General features: G+C 70.1%; 18 protein-coding genes, 1 pseudogene and 2 riboswitches. Of the genes and pseudogenes, 6 read left to right on the forward strand and 13 right to left on the reverse strand.

Annotation, left to right across the window (positions count from 1 at the left end; all coding sequences use genetic code 11):
* Positions 1–17 precede the first annotated feature (17 nt).
* Entirely contained in the window at positions 18–185 is a 168-nt protein-coding gene (locus IE263_RS17910; RefSeq protein WP_189937532.1) for a hypothetical protein, read from the reverse strand.
* Positions 186–304: 119 nt separating this feature from the next.
* Between IE263_RS17910 and IE263_RS17915 the strand changes: the two genes are divergently transcribed.
* The gene (locus IE263_RS17915) at positions 305–952 is read left to right on the forward strand and encodes a TetR family transcriptional regulator (protein ID WP_189937534.1); all 648 of its coding nucleotides are present in this window, start codon (positions 305–307) and stop codon (positions 950–952) included.
* Positions 953–1,096: 144 nt separating this feature from the next.
* Here the strand turns inward: IE263_RS17915 and IE263_RS17920 are convergent, their stop codons facing one another.
* The 3 genes and pseudogenes from IE263_RS17920 to IE263_RS17930 all read right to left on the reverse strand — a co-directional run bounded on the left by IE263_RS17920 (position 1,097) and on the right by IE263_RS17930 (position 2,757).
* The gene (locus tag IE263_RS17920) at positions 1,097–1,477 is read right to left on the reverse strand and encodes a hypothetical protein (RefSeq protein WP_189937536.1); all 381 of its coding nucleotides are present in this window, start codon (positions 1,475–1,477) and stop codon (positions 1,097–1,099) included.
* 142 nt (positions 1,478–1,619) lie between these two features.
* Positions 1,620–1,862: pseudogene (locus IE263_RS17925) on the reverse strand (DNA-binding transcriptional regulator); the annotation flags it as partial.
* 43 nt (positions 1,863–1,905) lie between these two features.
* Complete coding sequence (locus tag IE263_RS17930; RefSeq protein WP_189937538.1) at positions 1,906–2,757, reverse strand: thioesterase family protein; 852 nt, start codon at positions 2,755–2,757, stop codon at positions 1,906–1,908.
* Positions 2,758–2,912: 155 nt separating this feature from the next.
* Here IE263_RS17930 and IE263_RS17935 point away from each other — a divergent pair, with 155 nt between their 5' ends.
* Positions 2,913–4,142 (forward strand): alpha/beta hydrolase, encoded by a 1,230-nt coding sequence (locus IE263_RS17935; RefSeq protein ID WP_189937540.1) that lies wholly within the window; start codon positions 2,913–2,915, stop codon positions 4,140–4,142.
* On the opposite strand, the gene IE263_RS17940 is transcribed toward IE263_RS17935, so the two are convergent.
* From IE263_RS17940 to IE263_RS17980, 9 genes are all read right to left on the reverse strand, one after another.
* Positions 4,051–4,707, reverse strand: a complete 657-nt coding sequence (locus IE263_RS17940) for a trimeric intracellular cation channel family protein (protein ID WP_189937542.1) — start codon at positions 4,705–4,707, stop codon at positions 4,051–4,053. The genes IE263_RS17935 and IE263_RS17940 overlap by 92 nt on opposite strands.
* A gap of 63 nt (positions 4,708–4,770) precedes the next feature.
* Positions 4,771–6,042 carry an ABC transporter ATP-binding protein gene (locus tag IE263_RS17945; RefSeq protein ID WP_189937544.1) on the reverse strand — a complete coding sequence of 424 codons (1,272 nt, stop codon included), beginning with the start codon at positions 6,040–6,042 and terminating at the stop codon, positions 4,771–4,773.
* Positions 6,039–7,136, reverse strand: a complete 1,098-nt coding sequence (locus IE263_RS17950) for an ABC transporter ATP-binding protein (RefSeq protein WP_189937546.1) — start codon at positions 7,134–7,136, stop codon at positions 6,039–6,041. The genes IE263_RS17945 and IE263_RS17950 overlap by 4 nt, the downstream gene beginning before the upstream one ends.
* Positions 7,133–8,131: an ABC transporter permease gene (locus IE263_RS17955; RefSeq protein WP_189937548.1), complete on the reverse strand. Its 999-nt coding sequence runs from the start codon at positions 8,129–8,131 to the stop codon at positions 7,133–7,135. Before IE263_RS17955 ends, IE263_RS17950 begins: the two co-directional genes overlap by 4 nt.
* Before the next feature lie 108 nt (positions 8,132–8,239).
* On the reverse strand, positions 8,240–10,039 hold the full coding sequence (locus tag IE263_RS17960; protein WP_189937550.1) for an ABC transporter substrate-binding protein: 1,800 nt from the start codon (positions 10,037–10,039) through the stop codon (positions 8,240–8,242).
* Between the two features lie 68 nt (positions 10,040–10,107).
* Positions 10,108–11,115, reverse strand: a complete 1,008-nt coding sequence (locus IE263_RS17965) for an ABC transporter permease (RefSeq protein WP_189937552.1) — start codon at positions 11,113–11,115, stop codon at positions 10,108–10,110.
* A 396-nt stretch (positions 11,116–11,511) separates the two neighbouring features.
* On the reverse strand, positions 11,512–12,312 hold the full coding sequence (locus IE263_RS17970) for an enhanced serine sensitivity protein SseB C-terminal domain-containing protein (RefSeq protein ID WP_189937554.1): 801 nt from the start codon (positions 12,310–12,312) through the stop codon (positions 11,512–11,514).
* 216 nt (positions 12,313–12,528) lie between these two features.
* A complete protein-coding gene (locus tag IE263_RS17975) occupies positions 12,529–13,335 on the reverse strand; it encodes an enhanced serine sensitivity protein SseB (RefSeq protein ID WP_189937556.1) in 807 nt (268 codons plus the stop codon).
* 668 nt (positions 13,336–14,003) lie between these two features.
* Positions 14,004–14,672 (reverse strand): AAA family ATPase, encoded by a 669-nt coding sequence (locus IE263_RS17980; protein WP_189937558.1) that lies wholly within the window; start codon positions 14,670–14,672, stop codon positions 14,004–14,006.
* A gap of 176 nt (positions 14,673–14,848) precedes the next feature.
* A riboswitch (glycine riboswitch) is annotated at positions 14,849–14,962 on the forward strand.
* A riboswitch (glycine riboswitch) is annotated at positions 14,963–15,103 on the forward strand. It abuts the riboswitch before it with no gap.
* Between the two features lie 75 nt (positions 15,104–15,178).
* Here IE263_RS17980 and gcvT point away from each other — a divergent pair.
* From gcvT to IE263_RS18000, 4 genes are all read left to right on the forward strand, one after another.
* The gene (gcvT, locus tag IE263_RS17985) at positions 15,179–16,306 is read left to right on the forward strand and encodes a glycine cleavage system aminomethyltransferase GcvT (RefSeq protein WP_189937560.1); all 1,128 of its coding nucleotides are present in this window, start codon (positions 15,179–15,181) and stop codon (positions 16,304–16,306) included.
* 200 nt (positions 16,307–16,506) lie between these two features.
* On the forward strand, positions 16,507–16,884 hold the full coding sequence (gcvH, locus tag IE263_RS17990) for a glycine cleavage system protein GcvH (RefSeq protein ID WP_189937562.1): 378 nt from the start codon (positions 16,507–16,509) through the stop codon (positions 16,882–16,884).
* A gap of 15 nt (positions 16,885–16,899) precedes the next feature.
* Complete coding sequence (gene glyA, locus IE263_RS17995) at positions 16,900–18,177, forward strand: serine hydroxymethyltransferase (protein WP_189937565.1); 1,278 nt, start codon at positions 16,900–16,902, stop codon at positions 18,175–18,177.
* Positions 18,178–18,274: 97 nt separating this feature from the next.
* Complete coding sequence (locus IE263_RS18000) at positions 18,275–19,642, forward strand: L-serine ammonia-lyase (protein ID WP_189937567.1); 1,368 nt, start codon at positions 18,275–18,277, stop codon at positions 19,640–19,642.
* Positions 19,643–19,690 lie beyond the last annotated feature (48 nt).

Here is a 19,690-nt window from a genome sequence, read left to right on the forward strand (position 1 = left end):
CGTTCCGCTCCTTCCGGTCAGTGGGTCGAGGTGTGGCGACGGCGGCCGTGGCGCTCGCGGAGCGCGAAGATGCCGAGCCAGACGGCGATCACGACGGCAGCGGTGAGGCTGAAGCTGAGCGGCGCATGGGCGACGGTGCCCATGACGACTCCGAGCAGCAGAAGTGCGGCGACGAGGAACAGCATGGGATGGAATCCCCCTCCGTAAGTTTCGGTGAACAGTTGTAGTTACAGTTGTTCACTGACTTCTGAGTCTAGCGCTCCTGCGGCTTGCAATCATGGAGAACAGTTGTTAACTGGATGACATGAGTCACACCCTCGGCATCCGGCAGGCACAGAAACAGAAGACGCGGCGGGCGCTCCTGGACGCCGCCCTGGGGCTGCTGGAGGAACAGAGCCTGAGCAGCCTGGGCCTGCGCGAGGTCACCCGCGCCGTCGGGGTCGCCCCGACCGCCTTCTACCGGCACTTCCGCTCCACCGCGGACCTCGGCGTGGCCCTGGTCGAGGAGGCGCTGGGCAGCCTCCACCCGATGATCCGGACCACCGTGACCGCCGCCGACTCCAGCGACGAACGCATCACGCGCGCTGTCGAGTTGATCGCCCGCCATGTGCACGCGTACCCCGCCCATGTCCGTTTTATCGCCCGTGAGCGACATGGCGGGGTCCAGCCGGTCCGTGAGGCGATACGGGGCCAACTGGCCCGGTTCGCCGAGGAGGTGAAGGCCGAGCTGGCCAAGGACGCCGAGGCGGAGGGCTGGAGCGACGACGACCTGCTGATGCTCTCGCACCTCTACGTGGACCAGATGCTCGTCACGGCCTCGCTCTTCCTGGAGGCACAGGAGGCCGCGGCGGGCGGCGAGGTCTCCGCCGAGGAACGGGAGCGTGTCACCCGGCTCGCGACCCGCCAGATGCGGCTCATCAGCATCGGCCGCCATCACTGGCTCGACCACTGAGCCGGCACACGCCATGAAAGAGGGCGGCCCACTCGAAGACGAGTGGGCCGCCCTCTCGCGCGGAGGCCCAGGGAGACGCAGGGACGCGCGGGGATCCGCCGGTCAGCCCTGCTATTGCACCTGCTACCCCTGCTCCTGCGCCTGCTACCCCTGCTGCTGCGCCTGCTGACCCTGCGGCTGCCCCTGACCGCCGCCGCCCGGCCCGCCGCAGCCGCCCTGGCCCCCACCCGGGCCGCCCTGCCCGCCCTGCCCGCCCCCGCCGGGCCCACCGCTCGGCACACCCGAGGGAACACCCGTCGGCGTACCGGTGGGCGTCCCCGTCGGCGCACCCGACGGGGCCCCTGAGGGGGCACCGGACGGCGCCCCGCTCGGCATCCCGGACGGGGCCTGGCACTCCTGCTGCCCGGACGTACCGCTGTTCGTGGCCGACGAGTCACCCGAGCCGCAGGCCACCAGCGCCAGGGGCGAGAGCGCCAGCAGGGCCACCGCGGGGACGAGACGCACCGGCTTGAGCACACGCTTCATGAGAAACAGCTCCAAGGAGGATGAGGGAGTCCTGAGGTGCGGGCACTCAACCAACGGCGTCTGGGGCTTGCTTGAGACCTCCCTGTTCCCCTCCTGTCAGTCAGGTAAAGCGCACCTCAAGGCACCGCTCTGACCTGGGAGTTCACTCCGGACCGCGCTCGGCGTGCTGGTACAGCTCCGTGACGGAAGCGGCCGCGGCCCTCAGTTCCTGGCCCACCTCCGACGGTGAGAGGACCTCCACCCGGTCGGAGAACGCGAGGAGTTGGCGGGCCTCGCCGAGCACGCCGTACGACAGCCGGGCGAGCTGGAACATGTCGAGGCGGTCGCGCCGGACGCGTACCGTGACCTCGATCCCGCCGGGGCGTTCGTCGACGCGACGGCGCAACTCCCCCGAGGTCGGCAGTCGAGGCGTCACCCCTGCCGGACCGTCACCCCCGCCGGACCCGCGCCAGCTGTCGCGACTGCGCCACCAGCCGGTCCTCGCTGTCCCACACCTCGGCGTCCTCCTCCAGGAAGCCGCCCGCGAGGTTACGGGTGGTGATGGAGACGCGCACCGGGCCGGGGGCCGGGCGGGAGCGGACGTGGACGGTGAGTTCGACCGTCGGGACCCAGCCGGCGATGCCGAGGTCGAAGGCGGTGGGCGGCAGGGCGTCCACGGCGAGCAGCAGCGAGAGCGGATCGGCGTCGCGGCCGTCGGCCAGGCCGAACCAGGCCCGCATCTCGCCCTTGCCGGAGGGCTGTCCGAGCGCCCAGCCGATGGTCGACGGGTCGAGCTTGAGCATCAGCCGCTCGGCGATGGGCTGCTGGTCGGCGTCGGGGGCGGGTCCGTCCTCGGGGCCGAAGCACTGGCTGATCGGCGGAATGGCCGGGGGCTTCGCCGAGGTGCAGATGTCGTCGGGGAGCGCGTCGAGGTCGCCGTAGGAGGCGAGGACGCGGATCCGTTCGACCTCGCGGCCCTCCGTGTCGTACTGGAAGAGGGAGGCCTGGCCGGTGGAGAGGGTGCGGCCGGTGCGGACCGTCTCCGTGCGGACGACCGCCGGGCCGGGGCGGGAGGCGCTGAGGTAGTGCGCGGTGAGGGTGAAGGGGTCGCTGTGCGGCAGGGTGTCCGCCAGCGCGCGGCCCAAAACAGCGAGCAGGTAGCCTCCGTTGACGGCGCCGAAGATCGTCCAGCCGGCCGAGAGGTCGGTGTCGTAGACGCCGGGCTCGCGCGGGATGACGGCGGTGTCGCGGTCGAACTCGCTGTCGCCGAGGGCGGCGGGGGCGGTGGCTGCTTCTGGCATGCCTGAACCGTACAACAGGTAATTACTAAGCGGTAGCTTTCCAGCGGTCACCGATCCGGTCCCCGTCGGCGACCGAGGTGAGGGGTGGGCAATTTCCCGGTAAGTGTCCGTACTCGTCCGTAAACCTCAGGCCCGCTTTTTCCCTCTCCAGGGACATGAGCCTCACCGGGACTCCGTTCCTCTCCACCCTGATCGTGCTGTCCGTCGTGGCCGTCGCCCTGCCGCTGCTGCTGTGGTCGCGTCTGCGCGGACCCCGGGTCCTGCGGGCCGCGGCCCGGATGCTGATGCTGCTGTTCGCCCAGGGCACCGCCGTCGCCCTGGTCTTCGTCCTGGTCAACAACTCCAACAACCTGTACGACAACTGGAACGACCTCCTCGGCACCGGCAGCCATGTGCAGCAGGCCGCCGACCTGGGCGCCGACGGCACCGGCGGCATCGCGCTGGAGCGCCTGCCCAAGGTCCGCCAGGAGTTCGCCCAGGCCGAGGGACCCGGCATGCACGCGGCCGGCGGGGTGCGCGTCACCCAGCTCAAGGGCCGCGTCTCCGGCGTGAACGCCGAGGTCTACGTCTGGCTGCCCCCGCAGTACGACGATCCCGCCTACCGGCACCGCACCTTCCCCGTCGTCGAACTGCTGCCGGGTTACCCGGGATCGGCGAAGTCCTGGTTCGGGACGCTGCGCGCGCACGAGCAGCTGCTGCCGCTGATGAAGGAGGGCAAGGTCGCGCCGTTCATCCTGGTCGCGCCGCGCACCACGCTGCTGCCCGGGGTGGACACCGGCTGCGCGAACATCCCCGGCACCGTCAACGCCGACTCCTGGCTGAGCATCGACGTACCGAAGATGGTCACGGACAACTTCCGGGCCGAGCCCGCGCCCAAGGGCTGGGCGGTCGCCGGGTACTCGGCCGGGGCGCACTGCGCAGCCAAGCTGGCCGTCGCCCACCCCGACCGCTACCGGGCCGCGGTGAGCCTGTCCGGCTACAACGACCCGATCGCCGAACGCACCTCCCTGGCCGCGCAGAGCCGCACCCTGCGCGAGCAGAACAACCCCTGCGTGCTGCTGCGGAAGGCCGCCGCACCGCCGGCCGTCGCCCTGTACGTCTCCGGCCAGCCGGGCGACGGCTACGAGGCCGGCGTGGCGCTGGAACAGGAGGCCAAGGCGCCGACCACCGTGCATGTCGTCTACGTCCCGAAGGGCGCGGGCGGTCACACGATGGCGCTGTGGCGGCCGCAGGTGGTGCCGGCGTTCCGCTGGCTGACCGTACAGATGGGCCAGGCCCACAGCCTGACGGGCGCTACTCCTCGCGGACCGTCGAGCGACGGTTCCACGCACGCGGAGCTCGCCAGTGGAACCGCATCGCGAGCAGCCGCAGGACGAAGGCCGTGACCGCGGCCGCCCCACTCGCCAGCGGGGTGAGAACGTCGTAGCGGATGCAGAGCACCACCATCGTGGCGCCGACGATCGCCGGGACCGCGTAGAGGTCGCGGTCCCAGCGCAGCAGCGAGGGCACCTCGTTGGCGAGGACGTCCCGCAGCACACCGCCGCCGACGGCGGTGGCCAGGCCCATGACCGCCGAGGCGGTGAGGCCCAGGCCGTGGTCGTACGCCTTCGTCGTGCCCGTGACGCAGAACAGGCCGAGGCCGGCCGCGTCGAAGACGTTCACGCCCGTCTGGATGCGCTCCACGTGCGGGTGGAGGAAGAAGACCAGCAGGGCGGCGAGCAGCGGGGTGAGGAAGTACCCCAGATCCGTGAAGGCCGCGGGCGGTACGGCGCCGATGACCACGTCCCGGAACAGCCCGCCGCCCAGCGCGGTGACCTCGGCGAGCACGGCGATGCCGAAGACGTCGAAGTTCTTGCGGACGGCCAGCAGCGCACCGGAGATGGCGAAGACGAAGATGCCGATCAGGTCGAGGGTGTGCTGAACGGAAGGGCTGAAGAGTTGCTGGAGCACCCTTCCATTCTTACTCAACACAGAGCCCCCGCCTTACATTGCAAGGCGGGGGCTCGGTCTGGCTTACTTCTCGTCGGCTTCCTTGGTGACCTGGGTCTCCTTGGGGGCCTTCGTGCCCTTGGCGGCCTCGGTCTCCGCGGCGGCCTCGACCTCCTCAGCGGCCTCCGCGGCGGCCTCGACCTCCGCCGCCACCGCCGCCGACGTCTCCGCCGACTCCGCGAGCACCTCGTCGGCCACCAGCTCCGCCGCCTCCTTCGCGGCGGTCAGCAGGACGGTGTCCTGCGGGGCCTGGTCCGCGAAGTTCTCCGGGTGGTGGCAGGCGACCTGCTGGCCGGGCCGCAGCTCGATCAGCTTGGGCTCGGTGGTCTTGCAGATCTCCGTCGCCTTCCAGCACCGGGTGTGGAAGCGGCAGCCGCTCGGCGGGGAGATCGGCGAGGGCACGTCACCCTTGAGCAGGATCCGCTCGCTCTTGGCGTTCTTGCGCCGGGGATCCGGGATCGGCACCGCCGACATCAGCGCCTTGGTGTACGGGTGCATCGGCGACTTGTACAGCAGGTCGCGGTCGGCGAGCTCCACGATCTTGCCGAGGTACATCACCGCGATCCGGTCCGAGACGTGCCGGACGACCGAGAGGTCGTGCGCGATGATCACGTACGTCAGGCCGAGCTCCTCCTGGAGGTCGTCGAGGAGGTTCACCACCTGCGCCTGGATCGACACGTCCAGCGCGGACACCGGCTCGTCCGCGACGACCAGCTTCGGGTTGAGCGCGAGCGCGCGGGCGATGCCGATGCGCTGACGCTGACCGCCGGAGAACTCGTGCGGGTAGCGGTTGTAGTGCTCGGGGTTGAGACCCACGACCGACAGCAGCCGCTGCACTTCCTTCTTGATGCCGCCCTCGGGCTCGACGCCCTGCAGCTTGAAGGGAGCGCCGATGATCGTGCCGATGGTGTGGCGCGGGTTCAGCGACGAGTACGGGTCCTGGAAGATCATCTGCACATCGCGGCGGAGCGGACGCATGCCCGCGACGCCGAGGTGCGTGATGTCCTTGCCCTGGAACTCGACCTTGCCACCGGTCGGTTCGAGCAGGCGGGTGATCAGCCGGCCCATCGTGGACTTGCCGCAACCGGACTCGCCCACGACGCCGAGCGTCTCGCCGGAGCGGACCTCGAAGTCGAGGCCGTCGACCGCGTGCACCGCGCCGACCTGCCGCTGGAGCAGGCCCTTCTTGATCGGGAAGTGCTTCTGCAGGCCGGTGACCTTGAGCAGCACCTCGCCACCGGTACGGTCTTCGCCCTCGCTCTGCGCGGGAATCGTCACCGCTTTCTCGTCACTCACAGCTTCGGCGCAATCTCTTCGGTCCAGATACGCTCCCGCTGCTCCTTGCTCAGGTGGCAGGCGGCCCAGTGCCGGCTGCCGACCTCGGCCAGCTCGGGGCGGACCGTGCGGGTGACGTCGTCCTTCGGGAGGTCCGCGTACGGGCAGCGCGGGTTGAAGGCGCAGCCGGACGGGACGTTGATCAGGGAGGGCGGGGAGCCCTTGACCGGGATCAGGCGCTCCTGCTGCTCGCGGTCCAGACGCGGCATAGAGCCGAGCAGGCCCCAGGTGTAGGGGTGACGGGGCTCGTAGAACACCTTCTCGGCGGGTCCGCGCTCGACGCAGCGGCCGCCGTACATCACCAGGATGTCGTCGGCCAGCTCGGCGACGACGCCCAGGTCGTGGGTGATGACGATGACCGCGGAGCCGAACTCCTTCTGCAGATCGCGGATGAGGTCGAGGATCTGCGCCTGGACGGTCACGTCGAGGGCGGTCGTCGGCTCGTCCGCGATGAGCAGCTCGGGGTTGTTCACCAGCGACATCGCGATCATCGCGCGCTGGCGCATACCGCCGGAGAACTCGTGCGGGTAGTTGTCCACCCGCTTGTCCGGCTGCGGGATGCCCACCCGGTCGAGCATCTCGACCGCGCGCCGCCGGGCGGTCTTCTTGTCGACGTCGTGGTGGATGCGGTACGCCTCCACGATCTGCTGGCCGATCGTGTAGTACGGGTGCAGCGCCGACAGCGGATCCTGGAAGATCATCGCCATCTCGCGGCCGCGCAGCTTACGCACGTGGTCGGGGTCGGCGGACAGCAGCTCGGTGCCGTCCAGCCAGATCTCGCCGGAGATCTGCGCCTTGCGCTTGCCGTACTGGCCCGCGGTGTGCAGACCCATGATCCCCAGCGAGGTCACCGACTTGCCGGAGCCGGACTCGCCCACGATGCCGAGGGTCTTGCCCTTCTCCAGCTGGAAGCTGAGCCCGTCGACGGACTTGACCAGGCCGTCGTCGGTCGGGAAGTGCACCTTCAGGTCGCGCACTTCGAGGAAGGAGGTCGGCGCGGGCGAGGCGCCCGTGGGCTCGCCCACGGCGGCTCCCGTCTTGCTGAGTTCCGTCATGAGAGCCTCACTCGGGGGTCGATCACGGCGTACAGGATGTCCACCACGAGGTTGGCGAAGAGGACCGCGAGGGAGGTGATCAGGGTGACGCCCACGATGATGGGCAGGTCCTGGTTGCGGATGGCATCGAGCACGGCCCGGCCCAGGCCGGGCAGGTTGAACGTGGACTCGGTGAGGATCGCGCCGCCGATGAGGGCGCCGAGGTCCATGCCGAGCATGGTCAGGATCGGCGTCATCGTGGAGCGCATGGCGTGCTTGCCGATGACGGTCTGTTCCTTGAGTCCCTTGGCGCGGGCGGTGCGGATGTAGTCCTCGCCGAGGATCTCCATCATGGTGGCGCGGGTGATCCGGGCGTACATCGCCGCGTAGAGGAACGCGAGCGTGATCCACGGCAGGATCATGCCGCCGAACCAGCCGCCGAAGCTGTCCTCCAGCGGCACGTACTGGGCGTCGATCCAGTTCAGCCCGTAGGCGAAGATCGCGAGGCTCAGCATGCCGGTGAAGTAGATGGGCAGGGAGACACCCGCCAGGGCGACCACCATCGCACCGCGGTCCCACAGGCTGCCCCGCTTGAGCGCGGAGAGCACACCCGCGGCGACACCGAGGACCAGCCACAGCACGGCGGCACCGAGCGCGAGACCCAGGGTCACCGGGAAGCGGTCGGTCAGCACCGGCCAGACGGCCTGCTCGCTGCGGAAGGAGTAGCCGAAGCACGGTGCGGAGCAGTGGATGGTGTCCCCGCCGCCCGTGTAGGTGCGGCCGGCGAAGATGCCCTTGAAGAACTCCCAGACCTGGGCGTAGATCGGGTCGCCCAGCCCCAGCTTCTGCCGCACGCCCTCGATGGCGGCAGGGTCGGCCTGCTTGCCCACGAAGCTCAAGGCGATGTCGACGCCCGCCCACTTCGGGACGAGGAAGAAGATGCCGAAGACCACCATGATGATGACCACGAGCATCACTGCGGCGGCGAACAACCGCCTGATGAGGTAAGCGAGCACAGCTCTCGGCCCGCCGCGGAGGCGGGCCACCGGAGGTCTTCCGGTGGCCCGCACTCACGCCGCGCCGGCCTTCACCTGCCTTTCGTGCCGTACGGCGGGTGTGCCGGTTTACTTCTGCGGGTTCTTCAGACCGAGGTTGACGAAGTCGTACTGACCGCTGTAGCCGTCGGTCGTGTAGACGTTCGCCAGGTTGTCCGAGCGCCAGTTGATGAACTTCTCGAACACGAAGGGCAGGTAGTACGCGCCCTCCATGACCTTGTGGTTGATCTCCGTGGCGATCTTGGCCTTGCCGGCGTCGTCCAGCGTGTTGACGTACGAGTCGAACAGACCGTCGATCGTCTTGTCGTTGATCAGCGCGTAGTTGTTGTTACCGCTCTGCTGGATGTACTTGCTGCTCCACAGCGGCAGACCGTAGCCCTGGACGGACGGGAAGTCGGGGCCCCAGCCCATGATGATGATGCCGTAGCCCTTCTTCTTCACGTTCTCGGGGCTACCGATGATGCCGGAGGTCTGCGAGCCGTCGTACTGGTCGATCTCGGCGGTGATGCCGATCTTCTTCAGCGACGCCTGCAGGGACTGGGCGGTGGCCACCTCGACCGGCTTGTTGTTGCGGACCGCGATGGTGGTCTTGAAGCCGTTCGGCTGACCGCAGGCCTTCAGCGCTTCCTTGGCCTTGGCGACGTTGCCGTTCTTGTTGGCACCGTTGAGCTCGTACGGGTCGTACTTCTGGCCCTCGGAGCCGGGGACGGACGGCGGCAGCATGTTGGTGCCGATGTCACCACCGGCGACGGGGCCGCCGCGCGCGGTCTGCAGCGACACGTGGTCGGCGCCGTAGATGACGGCCTTGCGGCACTCGATGTTGTCGAACGGCTTCACGCTCTGCGGGAAGACCGCGTAACGGATGTAGCCGGAGACCGGGTTGTCCAGGTTGGCCTTGTGCTGCTTCAGGGCGGTGGTGCGGCCCTGCGGCGACATGCCGGTCTGGTTGAGGTCGAGGTCCAGGTCACCGCTGATCAGACGCTGGTCCAGCTGGTTGGCGTCCGAGAAGAACTGGATGGTGATCTTGTCCGGGTACGCCTTGCGGACCGGGTCGGACTCCTGCTTCCAGGAGGTGTTGCGGACCAGGGTGAGGTCCTTGCCCGGGTTGTAGGACTCGAACTTGTACGGCCCCGAGGAGAACGGGTGCAGCTGGTACTTGGCCTTCGTGTCCTTGTCCTGGCGGACCGGCGAGGCCGAGATCAGGCCCAGCATCTCCTCGAAGTCCGAGTTGGCCTTCGGGAGCTTGAAGACGATGGTCTTGTCGTCCGGCGTCTCGATGGCCTTCAGGCCGAGCTTGTCCGCGGAGGTGTCCTTGTACGGGCCCTTGTACGTGCCGTTGGGGTCGAGCACGTCCTTCAGGTACGTCGGACCGCCGGACAGCACGTCCTGCGCCCACACACGCTCGATGCCGTACTTCACGTCCTTGGACGTGATCGGCTTGCCGTCCTCCCAGGTGACGCCGTCACGCAGGGTGTACGTGTAGGTCTTGCCGTCGTCGGTGACCTTGGCGAGCCCCGTGGCGAGGTCCGGGGTGAGCTCGGCGCCGGCCTTGCCGGGCTCCGCCTTGTTCGTGACGAGCTGACGGCTGTAGTAGCGCGCGAAGTTCCACATCATGCCGTAGTAACCGCGCGTGGTGTCCCAGGAGTCGGCGTCCTGGGCGGCACCGAACTTCAGCGTGCCGCCCTTCTTGGCCAGGGAAGCCTGGGCGACCTTGTTGTTCGCGGCGTCGAAGCCGGCGGCGCCGTTCTTCGAGCCGCCGTCGCCGTCGTCCGAACCGCCGCCGCACGCCGCCGTGGTCAGCAGCGCGGCGACCGCGGCAGCAGCGGCCAACGCCTGCTTGCGCCGCCCTGAGGTGCGTTGGGTAGTCACGATCTCGGATCCTCCGGATTAGATGAGAGACCCCGTGCTGGTGCCACGGGACGCTTGGGTACGGCAGTTCAGCGGGAGCCCTTCGGGTCCAGCGCGTCACGCACGCCGTCGCCGAAGAGGTTGAAGGCAAGAACGGTGATGAAGATCGCCACGCCCGGGACCACCATGTACATGGGGTCCGACTCGAAGTAGTCGATCGCGCTCGAGAGCATCTGCCCCCAGGAGGCCGTGGGCGGCTTGACGCCCACGCCCAGGAAGCTGAGCGCCGCCTCGGTGAGGATGTTGGTGGGGATCATCATCGTCGTGTACACGACGATCGGGGCGACGAGGTTCGGCAGCAGTTCCTTGAACAGGATGTACAGCCGTCCCGCGCCCAGCGATCGGGCCGCCTCGACGTACTCGCGCTCACGCAGCGAGAGCGTCTGGCCGCGCACCACGCGTCCGATGTAGGGCCAGCCGAAGAAGCCGATGACCAGGATCATCACGAAGACGCGCACGCCCGTGCCGGTCAGCCCCAGCATCTCGTTCGGCATGACGGAGACCAGCGCGATGATGAACAGCAGCTGCGGGAAGGCCAGCAGGCCGTCCATGACGCGGCTGATGAGGGAGTCCACCCAGCCGCCGAAGAAGCCGGCGAGGATACCCAGGACGGTGCCGAGGATGACGGCCACCACGGCCGACATGAAGCCGACCAGCAGGGAGATCCGGGCGCCGTAGAGGATGCGGGCGAAGATGTCGCGGCCGTTGACCGGCTCGACGCCCAGCAGGTGGTCGCCGCTCACGCCGCCCAGCGAGCCCGTGGGCGTGCCGAACAGCGGGTCGATCAGGTCCTCGTGGTACTCGTTCGGGTCCTGGCCGACCAGGTTGGTGATGACCGGGGCGAGCAGGGCGATCACGATGAGCACGAGCACGACGACGCCGCCCGTCAGGGCGAGCTTGTCCCGCTTCAGGCGCTCCCAGGCGATCCGGCCCAGGGAACGGCCCTGTACGGCCTTAGCGCCCGCGGTGGCGACCGCCGCTTCCTCGGCCGCGCTCGGGGCCGCTTCCGCGGTCGGCTCGTGCAATGGTGCCGTCATCTGGCAGGGACCCCTCTCACAACCGGCGGTAGCCGGCCCGCACTTGCCGCGGTAGCGGCGTCATCAGTCCGTCGTACGCAGGGGTGAACCACCCCTGGAGCGGGAGTCTTCAACGCTTTGGCGATCTGTTGCCAGACTTGGCAGTGAAAGGATGCGTAAACGTGATACGGGCTGCAGGGTTCCGTTATCCGGACGGTGGGTAACGACCCTCGGACGGTGACCTGTTGGGGCAGAACGGTCTAGAAGCGGACCAACCGCCCCTATCTACGCGCGAAGACGAGCCGTGGCCGCCCCGCGGGAGGGGGCGACGGACGGCGGACCGGCTGAAGGTTGGGAGAGCGTTGGGGAAGCGTTGAGCGAGGGTTGCCGAAGGCTTGGCGGGGGCTTGGCGGAGCGTCAGTAGCGTCCGGCGGGAGGGTAGCCGTAGCCCGCGGCGGGGGCCTGCTGGGCCGGTGCGGCGGGGGCGTGGGCCTCACGGTCGTAGAACGGGCGGGCGTGCGCCCGCATCCACATCACGACCGGGTCGTAGTCGTCACTCATGGCGACCGTCGACACCGGCAGCCCCTCCGGGACCGCGCCGATCGACTGCTGCATCATCGCCCGCACCGCGTCCACGGCCGACGGGGAGGTGTCGTACACGTCGAGCCCGAGAGCGAGGTAGGGCGCGCCCAGGGCCGGCTGCACCCAGGCGCGGCGCAGCGAGCGCAGGGCCGGGGTGCGATGGGCGTTCTGCGCGAGCAGGGCGTAGAACTGCGGGATCTCGATGGCGGGTTCGGACAGGCGCAGCGGTCCGGCCGGCTGCCGGTCCAGGCCGGTCGCGATCCGGCGCAGGTCGAGCCAGGGGATGCCGACGCCGCCGCCCGGGGCGTGCGGGTTCAGCCAGAGGCCGTAGTGGTCCGGGTACAACGTGCGCGCCACGTCCAGGCCGTCGACCACCTCGTACGACCTGTTCCAGCCGCTGGCCGAGAGCTCCTGGGCGGAGGTGACACAGGGGGCGTAGCCGTGGCCCTCGACCTCCATCGTGCCGTACTGGGCGTCCGGGGAGCCGGCCTGGCCCTGCCACAGCAGCATCCAGACCTGGCCGGTGGTCGGGGTCGCGAGCGCGCGCAGGAGCGCCTCGTAGGCGTCGTACCGCCCGGGCGTGACCTGGCGCAGCATGTGCTCGACCGTCCCGGCCGCGATGCCGCTGGCGCTCACCTGTACCGCCCCTTCGATTAGTTGCCCCGCTTTATGGAGAACAGCTTAGGTGGCTCCGCCGACAACGGGCGCCCACCGAGGGGTGGGTTTCGCCGTGGGCGGGTGCGGGGGGCTCCGCCGGCAGCAGGCGCCCACTGAGGGGTCCGTTGTTCGCCGTTGGCGGGTGCGGGTGGTCTTGGGCTGGTCGCGCCGTTCCCCGCGCCCCTTCAGGCGGGTTCACTGAGCCCGCGTGTAGAAGGGCCGCACCCGTTCCTTCAGCCACCTGGCCACCGGGTCCTCCGTCACGTCGAGGAGGACGAGGTTCACCGGCCACGGGACCGCGACCCTGCCGAGAGCCTTGCCCAGGGCTTCCAGGGGAAGAGCCCTCACGTCTCCCTCCCACTGGGAGAGTTCGACGCCCACGAACATGACCGGGTCGGCGGTCTCGATGGCGGCGAGGCAGCGGCGGGCGGTGAGGACGACGCCGGTGGCCTCGAACTCGGTGGAGGCGGCGGAGAGGAAGTCGACAGGGTCGTCCTGCCAGTCGGGCTCGAAGAGGCGGACGCGGCCGCCGCTCGCGGGGCCGTCCAGCGGGGTGCGGCCCACGCGGCACAGCTCGGCCACGGCCGGCGGGGGCAGCGGGATGCCGACCATGCCGTCCGGGTTCACCGCGATGCCCACCTGCGGCGGCAGCCCGCGGGCGAACTCCACGGCCGGGGCGATCGTGTACGACATGTGCGAGCCGACGACCTGGCGGAACTGCTCCTCGGAGCTGAAGACGGGCACGTACGCCTGACCGTCGAGCTCCAGCGTGGGCAGGTCGAGGGGGCCGCTGTGCGGGCCGCCGCCGCTGGGCAGCGGGACCCACAGGAAGCTGCGGCCGAGCACCTCCACGATCCGCCCGGCGGCCCCCGGCACACCGAGGGAGGCCGAGAGCACCTCCTCCAGCTCGTTGCCGGGCCATCCGCCGTGCGAATGGGGGTGCGCCTGTGCCGGAAAGTCCGCGGAGAAGTTCGCCGGGAAGTCCGCCGGGGGGAAATCCATCTGTCTACCGCCTGCTGGGAACCACTGCTGTGGCTGAAAGGCTAGCGGGTGCCGGGGCCGGACCTTCAGCTCGTGAGACTCCGCCGCCGCGGGGGGCTGTGCCGGCCGACTCGGGTTGCGCCGCCTGCACCCGGCCGACGCGGTCCGCGACGAGCCATGACGTGCAGGGTGCGGGGCTGAGGCGGGCCCCGGCCGCGGATCCACACCGCGCGGTGGGCTGCGCCGGGTGCGGGGGCCGAGGCGGGCCCTGGCCGGCGGATCCACACCGCGCGGTGGGCTGCGCCCGGCCGACTCGGGGGTGCCTGGGGGCGGCCTTCACTCCGCGAGACACCGCGAAACCGATCCGGGGCGGTGGCACTGCACCCGACCGGCCGATGCGCGAAGGGCCCTCAACCCGCCGGACCGCGGCGGCGCCGGGTGCTGTGGCCGGCCGCGTTCACTGGCGTGTGCGACGGGCCCTCGGTTGGGAAGGGCAGACCGCCGCAGCCTTTCCGCACCCGTCCAAGCCGCACCGACACAGGGGGCCGCCCAGTCGCGCTCGCAGGTGCGGGGCGGCCGGCCTCGGATCGGATGGGCGATCGGATGGGCGATCGGGTGGGCGGATCGGGTGGGCGGATCGGTGCGGCCTGGGTGCGGGTGGCGCGGGTGGGCGGGTCGGTTGTGGGGGCTCAGCCGGTGAAGGCGATGCGGCGCAGGGCGTTCGCTGCGGGGCGGTCGAGGAGGATCGCGGAGTCGCAGCCCGCGGGGAGGCGGCCCTTTTCGACTGCCCGGAGCAGGCGGGAGGCGGCGCGGCGGTGGCGGAGGAAGGCGTAGCGGGAGACGCCTCGCCCGCGTTCGCGTTGGCCCTCCAGGGCCGTGTCCGGGGTGACGTCCAGCAGGAGCAGGTGCAGGGTGCCGCCGCGGCGGCGGGCCGCGCGGGTCAGCCAGCCGCGGACCCAGGCCTGTGTGCCGCAGTCGTGCACCACGACGCCCTCGCCGGCGCGCAGGGCGCGGCGCAGGCCGGCGTAGTGGGCGAGGCGGACGACGGGGCGGTAGAGCGCGTACGGCAGGAAGCCGGGCATACGGGCGTCCCAGCGGTCACGCGTGTCCTGGGAGTCGATGCGGACGCCCTTGACCGTGCGCTTCATCAGCGTGGACTTGCCGCTGCCGGGCAGGCCCGTGATCACCACCAGGTCGCGAGGGCCGAACAGCAGGCCGTGTGGGCTGTGGCCGCCGCGCTCGCGCAGGTCGCGGACGACAGGGGCGGGCCGTGCGCCGCACGCCTCCCGGGTGGGAACCGTCGGCTGCGCTGGCAGCGCGAGAGCCGAGGTCGTCGCGTATGCCGTGGTCCTGTTCACCGTGATCGTCCTCCCCTGGGGTCAGACAAGTCTTCTCCCCATCGAGCGTAAAGAGAAGGTAATGCGCGGTGTCTTCCGTTTTCGTGCGCGTACCGCCACAAGCCGGTTACAGATGCGGCCTGCCATGATCGAGCGTGTCGTGCGATGATGTGCGCGCCAACTGCATACCGGCCGTTTGAATCCGCGCGGGAGAGTTCCCGGCACAGCTGTGACAGCCGCAGCTTCGCCGGGGCGCCGAAGGAGCAAGTCCCTCCCTTGAATCTCTCAGGCCCCGTTACCGCGCGGGCGAGGCACATCTGAAAAGCGGGCCGCTCCCCGTCCGGGACGGCTCCACCCAAGGTGCAAGCCACGATCAGGTGATCCGGCGCGATCATTCGCGCTCCGTCACGATCATGGCGAACCTCTCAGGTTCCGATGACAGATGGGGAGGAACGACCTCGCCTTCCCCCACGCTCGGCTTCGCCCGCGCGGGAGGGATCCCCATCGCCCTGGGAGACGAACGCCCGATGAGCAGTACCCCACTCCGTCATACCGCCCTCGACGCCCTGCATCGTTCGCTCGGCGCGACGATGACCGACTTCGCCGGCTGGGACATGCCCCTGCGCTACGGCTCCGAGCGCGACGAGCACAACGCCGTGCGGACGAAGGCCGGGCTGTTCGACCTCTCCCACATGGGCGAGATCACCGTGACCGGGCCGGAGGCGGCGTCCTTCCTGAACTTCGCGCTCGTCGGCAACATCGCCTCCGTCGGCGTCGGCCGCGCCCGCTACACCATGATCTGCCGCGCCGACGGCGGCATCCTGGACGACCTGATCGTCTACCGGCTCGCCGAGACCGAGGCCCCCGAGTACCTGGTCGTCGCCAACGCCTCCAACGCGCAGGTCGTGCTGGACGCGCTGACCGAGCGTGCGGCCGGCTTCGACGCCGAGGTGCGTGACGACCGGGACCACTACGCGCTGATCGCCGTCCAGGGTCCCGAGTCCCCGGGCATCCTCGCGTCCCTCACCGACGCCGACCTCGACGGTCTGAAGTACTACGCCGGGCTGCCCGGCACCGTCGCCGGGGTCCCGGCGCTGATCGCGCGCACCGGCTACACCGGTGAGGACGGCTTCGAGCTGTTCGTGAAGCCGGAGCACGCGGTGGAGCTGTGGCAGGCCCTGACCAAGGCCGGCGAGGGCGTCGGCCTGGTCCCCTGCGGCCTGTCCTGCCGGGACACGCTGCGCCTGGAGGCGGGCATGCCGCTGTACGGGCACGAGCTGTCGACCGGGCTGACCCCCTTCGACGCCGGGCTCGGCCGGGTGGTGAAGTTCGAGAAGGAGGGCGACTTCGTGGGGCGCGCGGCCCTCGCCGAGGCCGCCGAGCGGGCCGAGAGCAACCCGCCGCGCGTCCTCGTCGGCCTGGTCGCCGAGGGCCGCCGTGTCCCGCGCGCCGGGTACGCGGTCGTCGCCGGCGGCGAGGTGATCGGCGAGGTCACCTCCGGCGCCCCCTCCCCCACGCTGGGCAAGCCGATCGCCATGGCGTACGTCGACGCCGCGCACGCCGCGCCGGGCACGCCGGGTGTCGGCGTGGACATCCGGGGCAGCCACGAGCCGTACGAGGTCGTGGCGCTGCCGTTCTACAAGCGTCAGAAGTAGAGACTCGTAGGGACTCGGCCGTAAGGACTCGGCCGGAGACCAGCGAGAGGCCGACGAGAGACCAGCGAGAGGCCGGCGAGACCGGCCGGCGACCGAGAGCGGTCCGGGCGCGTGACCCTGCGCACATGTCCGCTGCTCACGCACGTTTTCAGCAGTCACCCATTCATCAGCACTCCCCCGCGTACAGGAGAATTCAGGCCATGAGCAACCCCCAGCAGCTGCGCTACAGCAAGGAGCACGAGTGGCTGTCGGCCGCCGAGGACGGCGTGTCGACGGTCGGCATCACGGAGCACGCGGCCAACGCGCTCGGCGACGTGGTCTTCGTCCAGCTCCCCGAGGTCGGTGACTCGGTGACCGCGGGCGAGTCCTGCGGCGAGCTGGAGTCGACCAAGTCGGTCAGCGAGCTGTACTCGCCGGTCGACGGTGAGGTCGTCGAGGTCAACCAGGACGTCGCCGACGACCCGTCGCTGGTGAACTCCGCCCCCTTCGAGGGCGGGTGGCTGTTCAAGGTACGCGTCACGGGCGAGCAGGAGGAGCTGCTGTCCGCCGACGAGTACACCGCCTACACCGCCGGCTGAGGAGTCGTACGACGCATGTCTGTCCTGAACACGCCCCTGCACGAGCTCGACCCGGAGGTCGCCGCGGCGGTCGACGCCGAGCTGCGCCGCCAGCAGTCCACGCTCGAGATGATCGCCTCGGAGAACTTCGCTCCGCTCGCGGTCATGGAGGCGCAGGGCTCGGTCCTGACCAACAAGTACGCCGAGGGCTACCCGGGCCGCCGCTACTACGGCGGCTGTGAGCACGTCGACGTCGCCGAGCAGATCGCGATCGACCGGATCAAGGAGCTGTTCGGCGCCGAGTACGCCAACGTCCAGCCGCACTCGGGCGCCTCCGCCAACCAGGCCGCCCTGTTCGCGCTGGCCCAGCCCGGCGACACGATCCTGGGCCTGGACCTGGCGCACGGCGGTCATCTGACCCACGGGATGCGGCTGAACTTCTCCGGCAAGCAGTTCGACGTGGTCGCGTACCACGTGGACGACGCCGGGCTGGTCGACATGGCCGAGGTCGAGCGGCTCGCCAAGGAGCACCGCCCGAAGGTGATCATCGCGGGCTGGTCGGCGTACCCGCGGCAGCTGGACTTCGCGGAGTTCCGGCGGATCGCCGACGAGGTCGAGGCGTACCTGTGGGTCGACATGGCGCACTTCGCGGGCCTGGTCGCGGCCGGTCTCCACCCGAACCCGGTGGAGTACGCGGACGTCGTCACCTCCACCACCCACAAGACGCTGGGCGGCCCGCGCGGCGGCATCATCCTCGCGAAGAAGGACTTCGCGAAGAAGCTGAACTCGTCCGTCTTCCCCGGCTTCCAGGGCGGTCCCCTGGAGCATGTGATCGCGGCGAAGGCGGTCTCCTTCAAGGTCGCGGCGAGCGAGGAGTTCAAGGAGCGCCAGCGCCGTACGGTCGAGGGCGCGAAGATCCTCGCCGAGCGGCTGACGGCCGCCGACGCCCGCGAGGCCGGCGTGAACGTCCTGTCCGGTGGCACCGACGTCCACCTGATCCTGGTCGACCTGCGCGAGTCCGAGCTGGACGGTCAGCAGGCCGAGGACCGCCTCCACGAGGTCGGTATCACGGTCAACCGCAACGCCGTCCCGAACGACCCGCGCCCGCCGATGGTCACCTCGGGCCTGCGCATCGGCACGCCCGCCCTGGCGACCCGCGGCTTCACGGCCGAGGACTTCGTCGAGGTCGCGGACGTGATCGCCGAGGCGCTGAAGGCGCCTTCTCCCTTCGGGGAGGCCGAGGTCGAGGCGCTGAGGGCCCGGGTGGTCGCCCTTGCCGACAAGCACCCGCTGTACCCCGGTCTGAACAAGTAGTTCCCGTTTCCCGTGGGGTGCCCCGCACACTGGAACAGTGAGCGAACGGGGCACCCCGCCGGAAATCTTCTGCACCACCCCGTATTGAGGAGTCCCCGTGGCCATCTCGGTCTTCGACCTGTTCTCGATCGGCATCGGCCCGTCCAGCTCCCACACGGTCGGCCCGATGCGCGCGGCGCGCATGTTCGCGCGGCGCCTGGGCAACGAAGGCCTGCTGGGCTCCGTCGCCTCCGTCCGCACGGAGCTGTACGGCTCCCTGGGCGCGACCGGCCACGGCCACGGCACCCCGAAGGCCGTCCTCCTCGGTCTGGAGGGCGACTCGCCGCGCACGGTGGACGTGGAGACGGCGGACGAGCGGGTGGAGGCGATCAGGTCGGCCGGCCGCATCCGGCTGCTCGGCGAGCACGAGATCCCGTTCGACTTCGACGCGGACATGATCCTGCACCGCCGTAAGGCCCTCCCGTACCACGCGAACGGCATGACGCTGTGGGCCCATGACGAGCAGGGCACGGAGCTCTTGACCAAGACGTACTACTCGGTGGGCGGCGGGTTCGTCGTCGACGAGGACGCGGTCGGCGCGGACCGGATCAAGCTGGACGACACGGTCCTGAAGCACCCCTTCCGCACGGGCGACGAGCTGCTGCGCCTGACGAAGGAGACCGGCCTGTCCATCTCCTCGCTGATGCTGGAGAACGAGCGGGCCTGGCGCACGGAGGAGGAGATCCGCGAGGGTCTGCTGGAGATCTGGCGGGTGATGCGGGCGTGCGTCGCGCGCGGCATGTCCCGCGAGGGCATCCTGCCCGGCGGCCTGCGCGTACGCCGCCGCGCCGCCATGACGGCACGTCAACTCCGCGCGGAGGGCGACGCGTTGGCCCACTCCATGGAGTGGATCACGCTGTACGCGATGGCGGTGAACGAGGAGAACGCGGCCGGTGGAAGGGTGGTCACCGCCCCGACGAACGGCGCGGCCGGCATCATCCCGGCGGTCCTCCACTACTACGTCAATTTCGTCCCCGGCGCCGACGAGGACGGCGTCGTCCGCTTCCTCCTCGCCGCCGGCGCGATCGGCATGCTCTTCAAGGAGAACGCCTCCATCTCCGGCGCCGAGGTCGGCTGCCAGGGCGAGGTCGGCTCGGCCTGCTCGATGGCGGCGGGCGCCCTCGCCGAGGTCCTGGGCGGCTCCCCCGAGCAGGTCGAGAACGCGGCCGAGATCGGCATGGAACACAACCTCGGCCTGACCTGCGACCCGGTCGGCGGCCTCGTCCAGATCCCGTGCATCGAACGCAACGGCATGGCCGCGGTGAAGGCGGTCACGGCGGCCCGCATGGCTATGCGCGGCGACGGTTCCCACAAGGTGTCCCTGGACAAGGTCATCAAGACGATGAAGGACACGGGCGCCGACATGAGCGTGAAGTACAAGGAGACGGCCCGGGGCGGACTGGCCGTGAACATCATCGAGTGCTAGCCCGAAAACAGGCTCTGACCAGCGGAGGCCTGTCCTCCTACGTCGGAG

Source organism: Streptomyces aurantiogriseus (genome assembly GCF_014649375.1).
GTDB classification, from domain to species: Bacteria; Actinomycetota; Actinomycetes; order Streptomycetales; family Streptomycetaceae; genus Streptomyces; species Streptomyces aurantiogriseus.

Bases quoted from the DNA above. Each gene is read 5' to 3' on its own strand.
- IE263_RS17910 (WP_189937532.1), bottom strand. From the start codon at position 185: ATGCTGTTCCTCGTCGCCGCACTTCTGCTGCTCGGAGTCGTCATGGGC.
- IE263_RS17915 (WP_189937534.1), top strand. From the start codon at position 305: ATGAGTCACACCCTCGGCATCCGGCAGGCACAGAAACAGAAGACGCGG.
- IE263_RS17920 (WP_189937536.1), bottom strand. From the start codon at position 1,477: ATGAAGCGTGTGCTCAAGCCGGTGCGTCTCGTCCCCGCGGTGGCCCTG.
- IE263_RS17930 (WP_189937538.1), bottom strand. From the start codon at position 2,757: ATGCCAGAAGCAGCCACCGCCCCCGCCGCCCTCGGCGACAGCGAGTTC.
- IE263_RS17935 (WP_189937540.1), top strand. From the start codon at position 2,913: ATGAGCCTCACCGGGACTCCGTTCCTCTCCACCCTGATCGTGCTGTCC.
- IE263_RS17950 (WP_189937546.1), bottom strand. From the start codon at position 7,136: ATGACGGAACTCAGCAAGACGGGAGCCGCCGTGGGCGAGCCCACGGGC.
- IE263_RS17965 (WP_189937552.1), bottom strand. From the start codon at position 11,115: ATGACGGCACCATTGCACGAGCCGACCGCGGAAGCGGCCCCGAGCGCG.
- IE263_RS17975 (WP_189937556.1), bottom strand. From the start codon at position 13,335: ATGGATTTCCCCCCGGCGGACTTCCCGGCGAACTTCTCCGCGGACTTT.
- gcvT (WP_189937560.1), top strand. From the start codon at position 15,179: ATGAGCAGTACCCCACTCCGTCATACCGCCCTCGACGCCCTGCATCGT.
- gcvH (WP_189937562.1), top strand. From the start codon at position 16,507: ATGAGCAACCCCCAGCAGCTGCGCTACAGCAAGGAGCACGAGTGGCTG.
- glyA (WP_189937565.1), top strand. From the start codon at position 16,900: ATGTCTGTCCTGAACACGCCCCTGCACGAGCTCGACCCGGAGGTCGCC.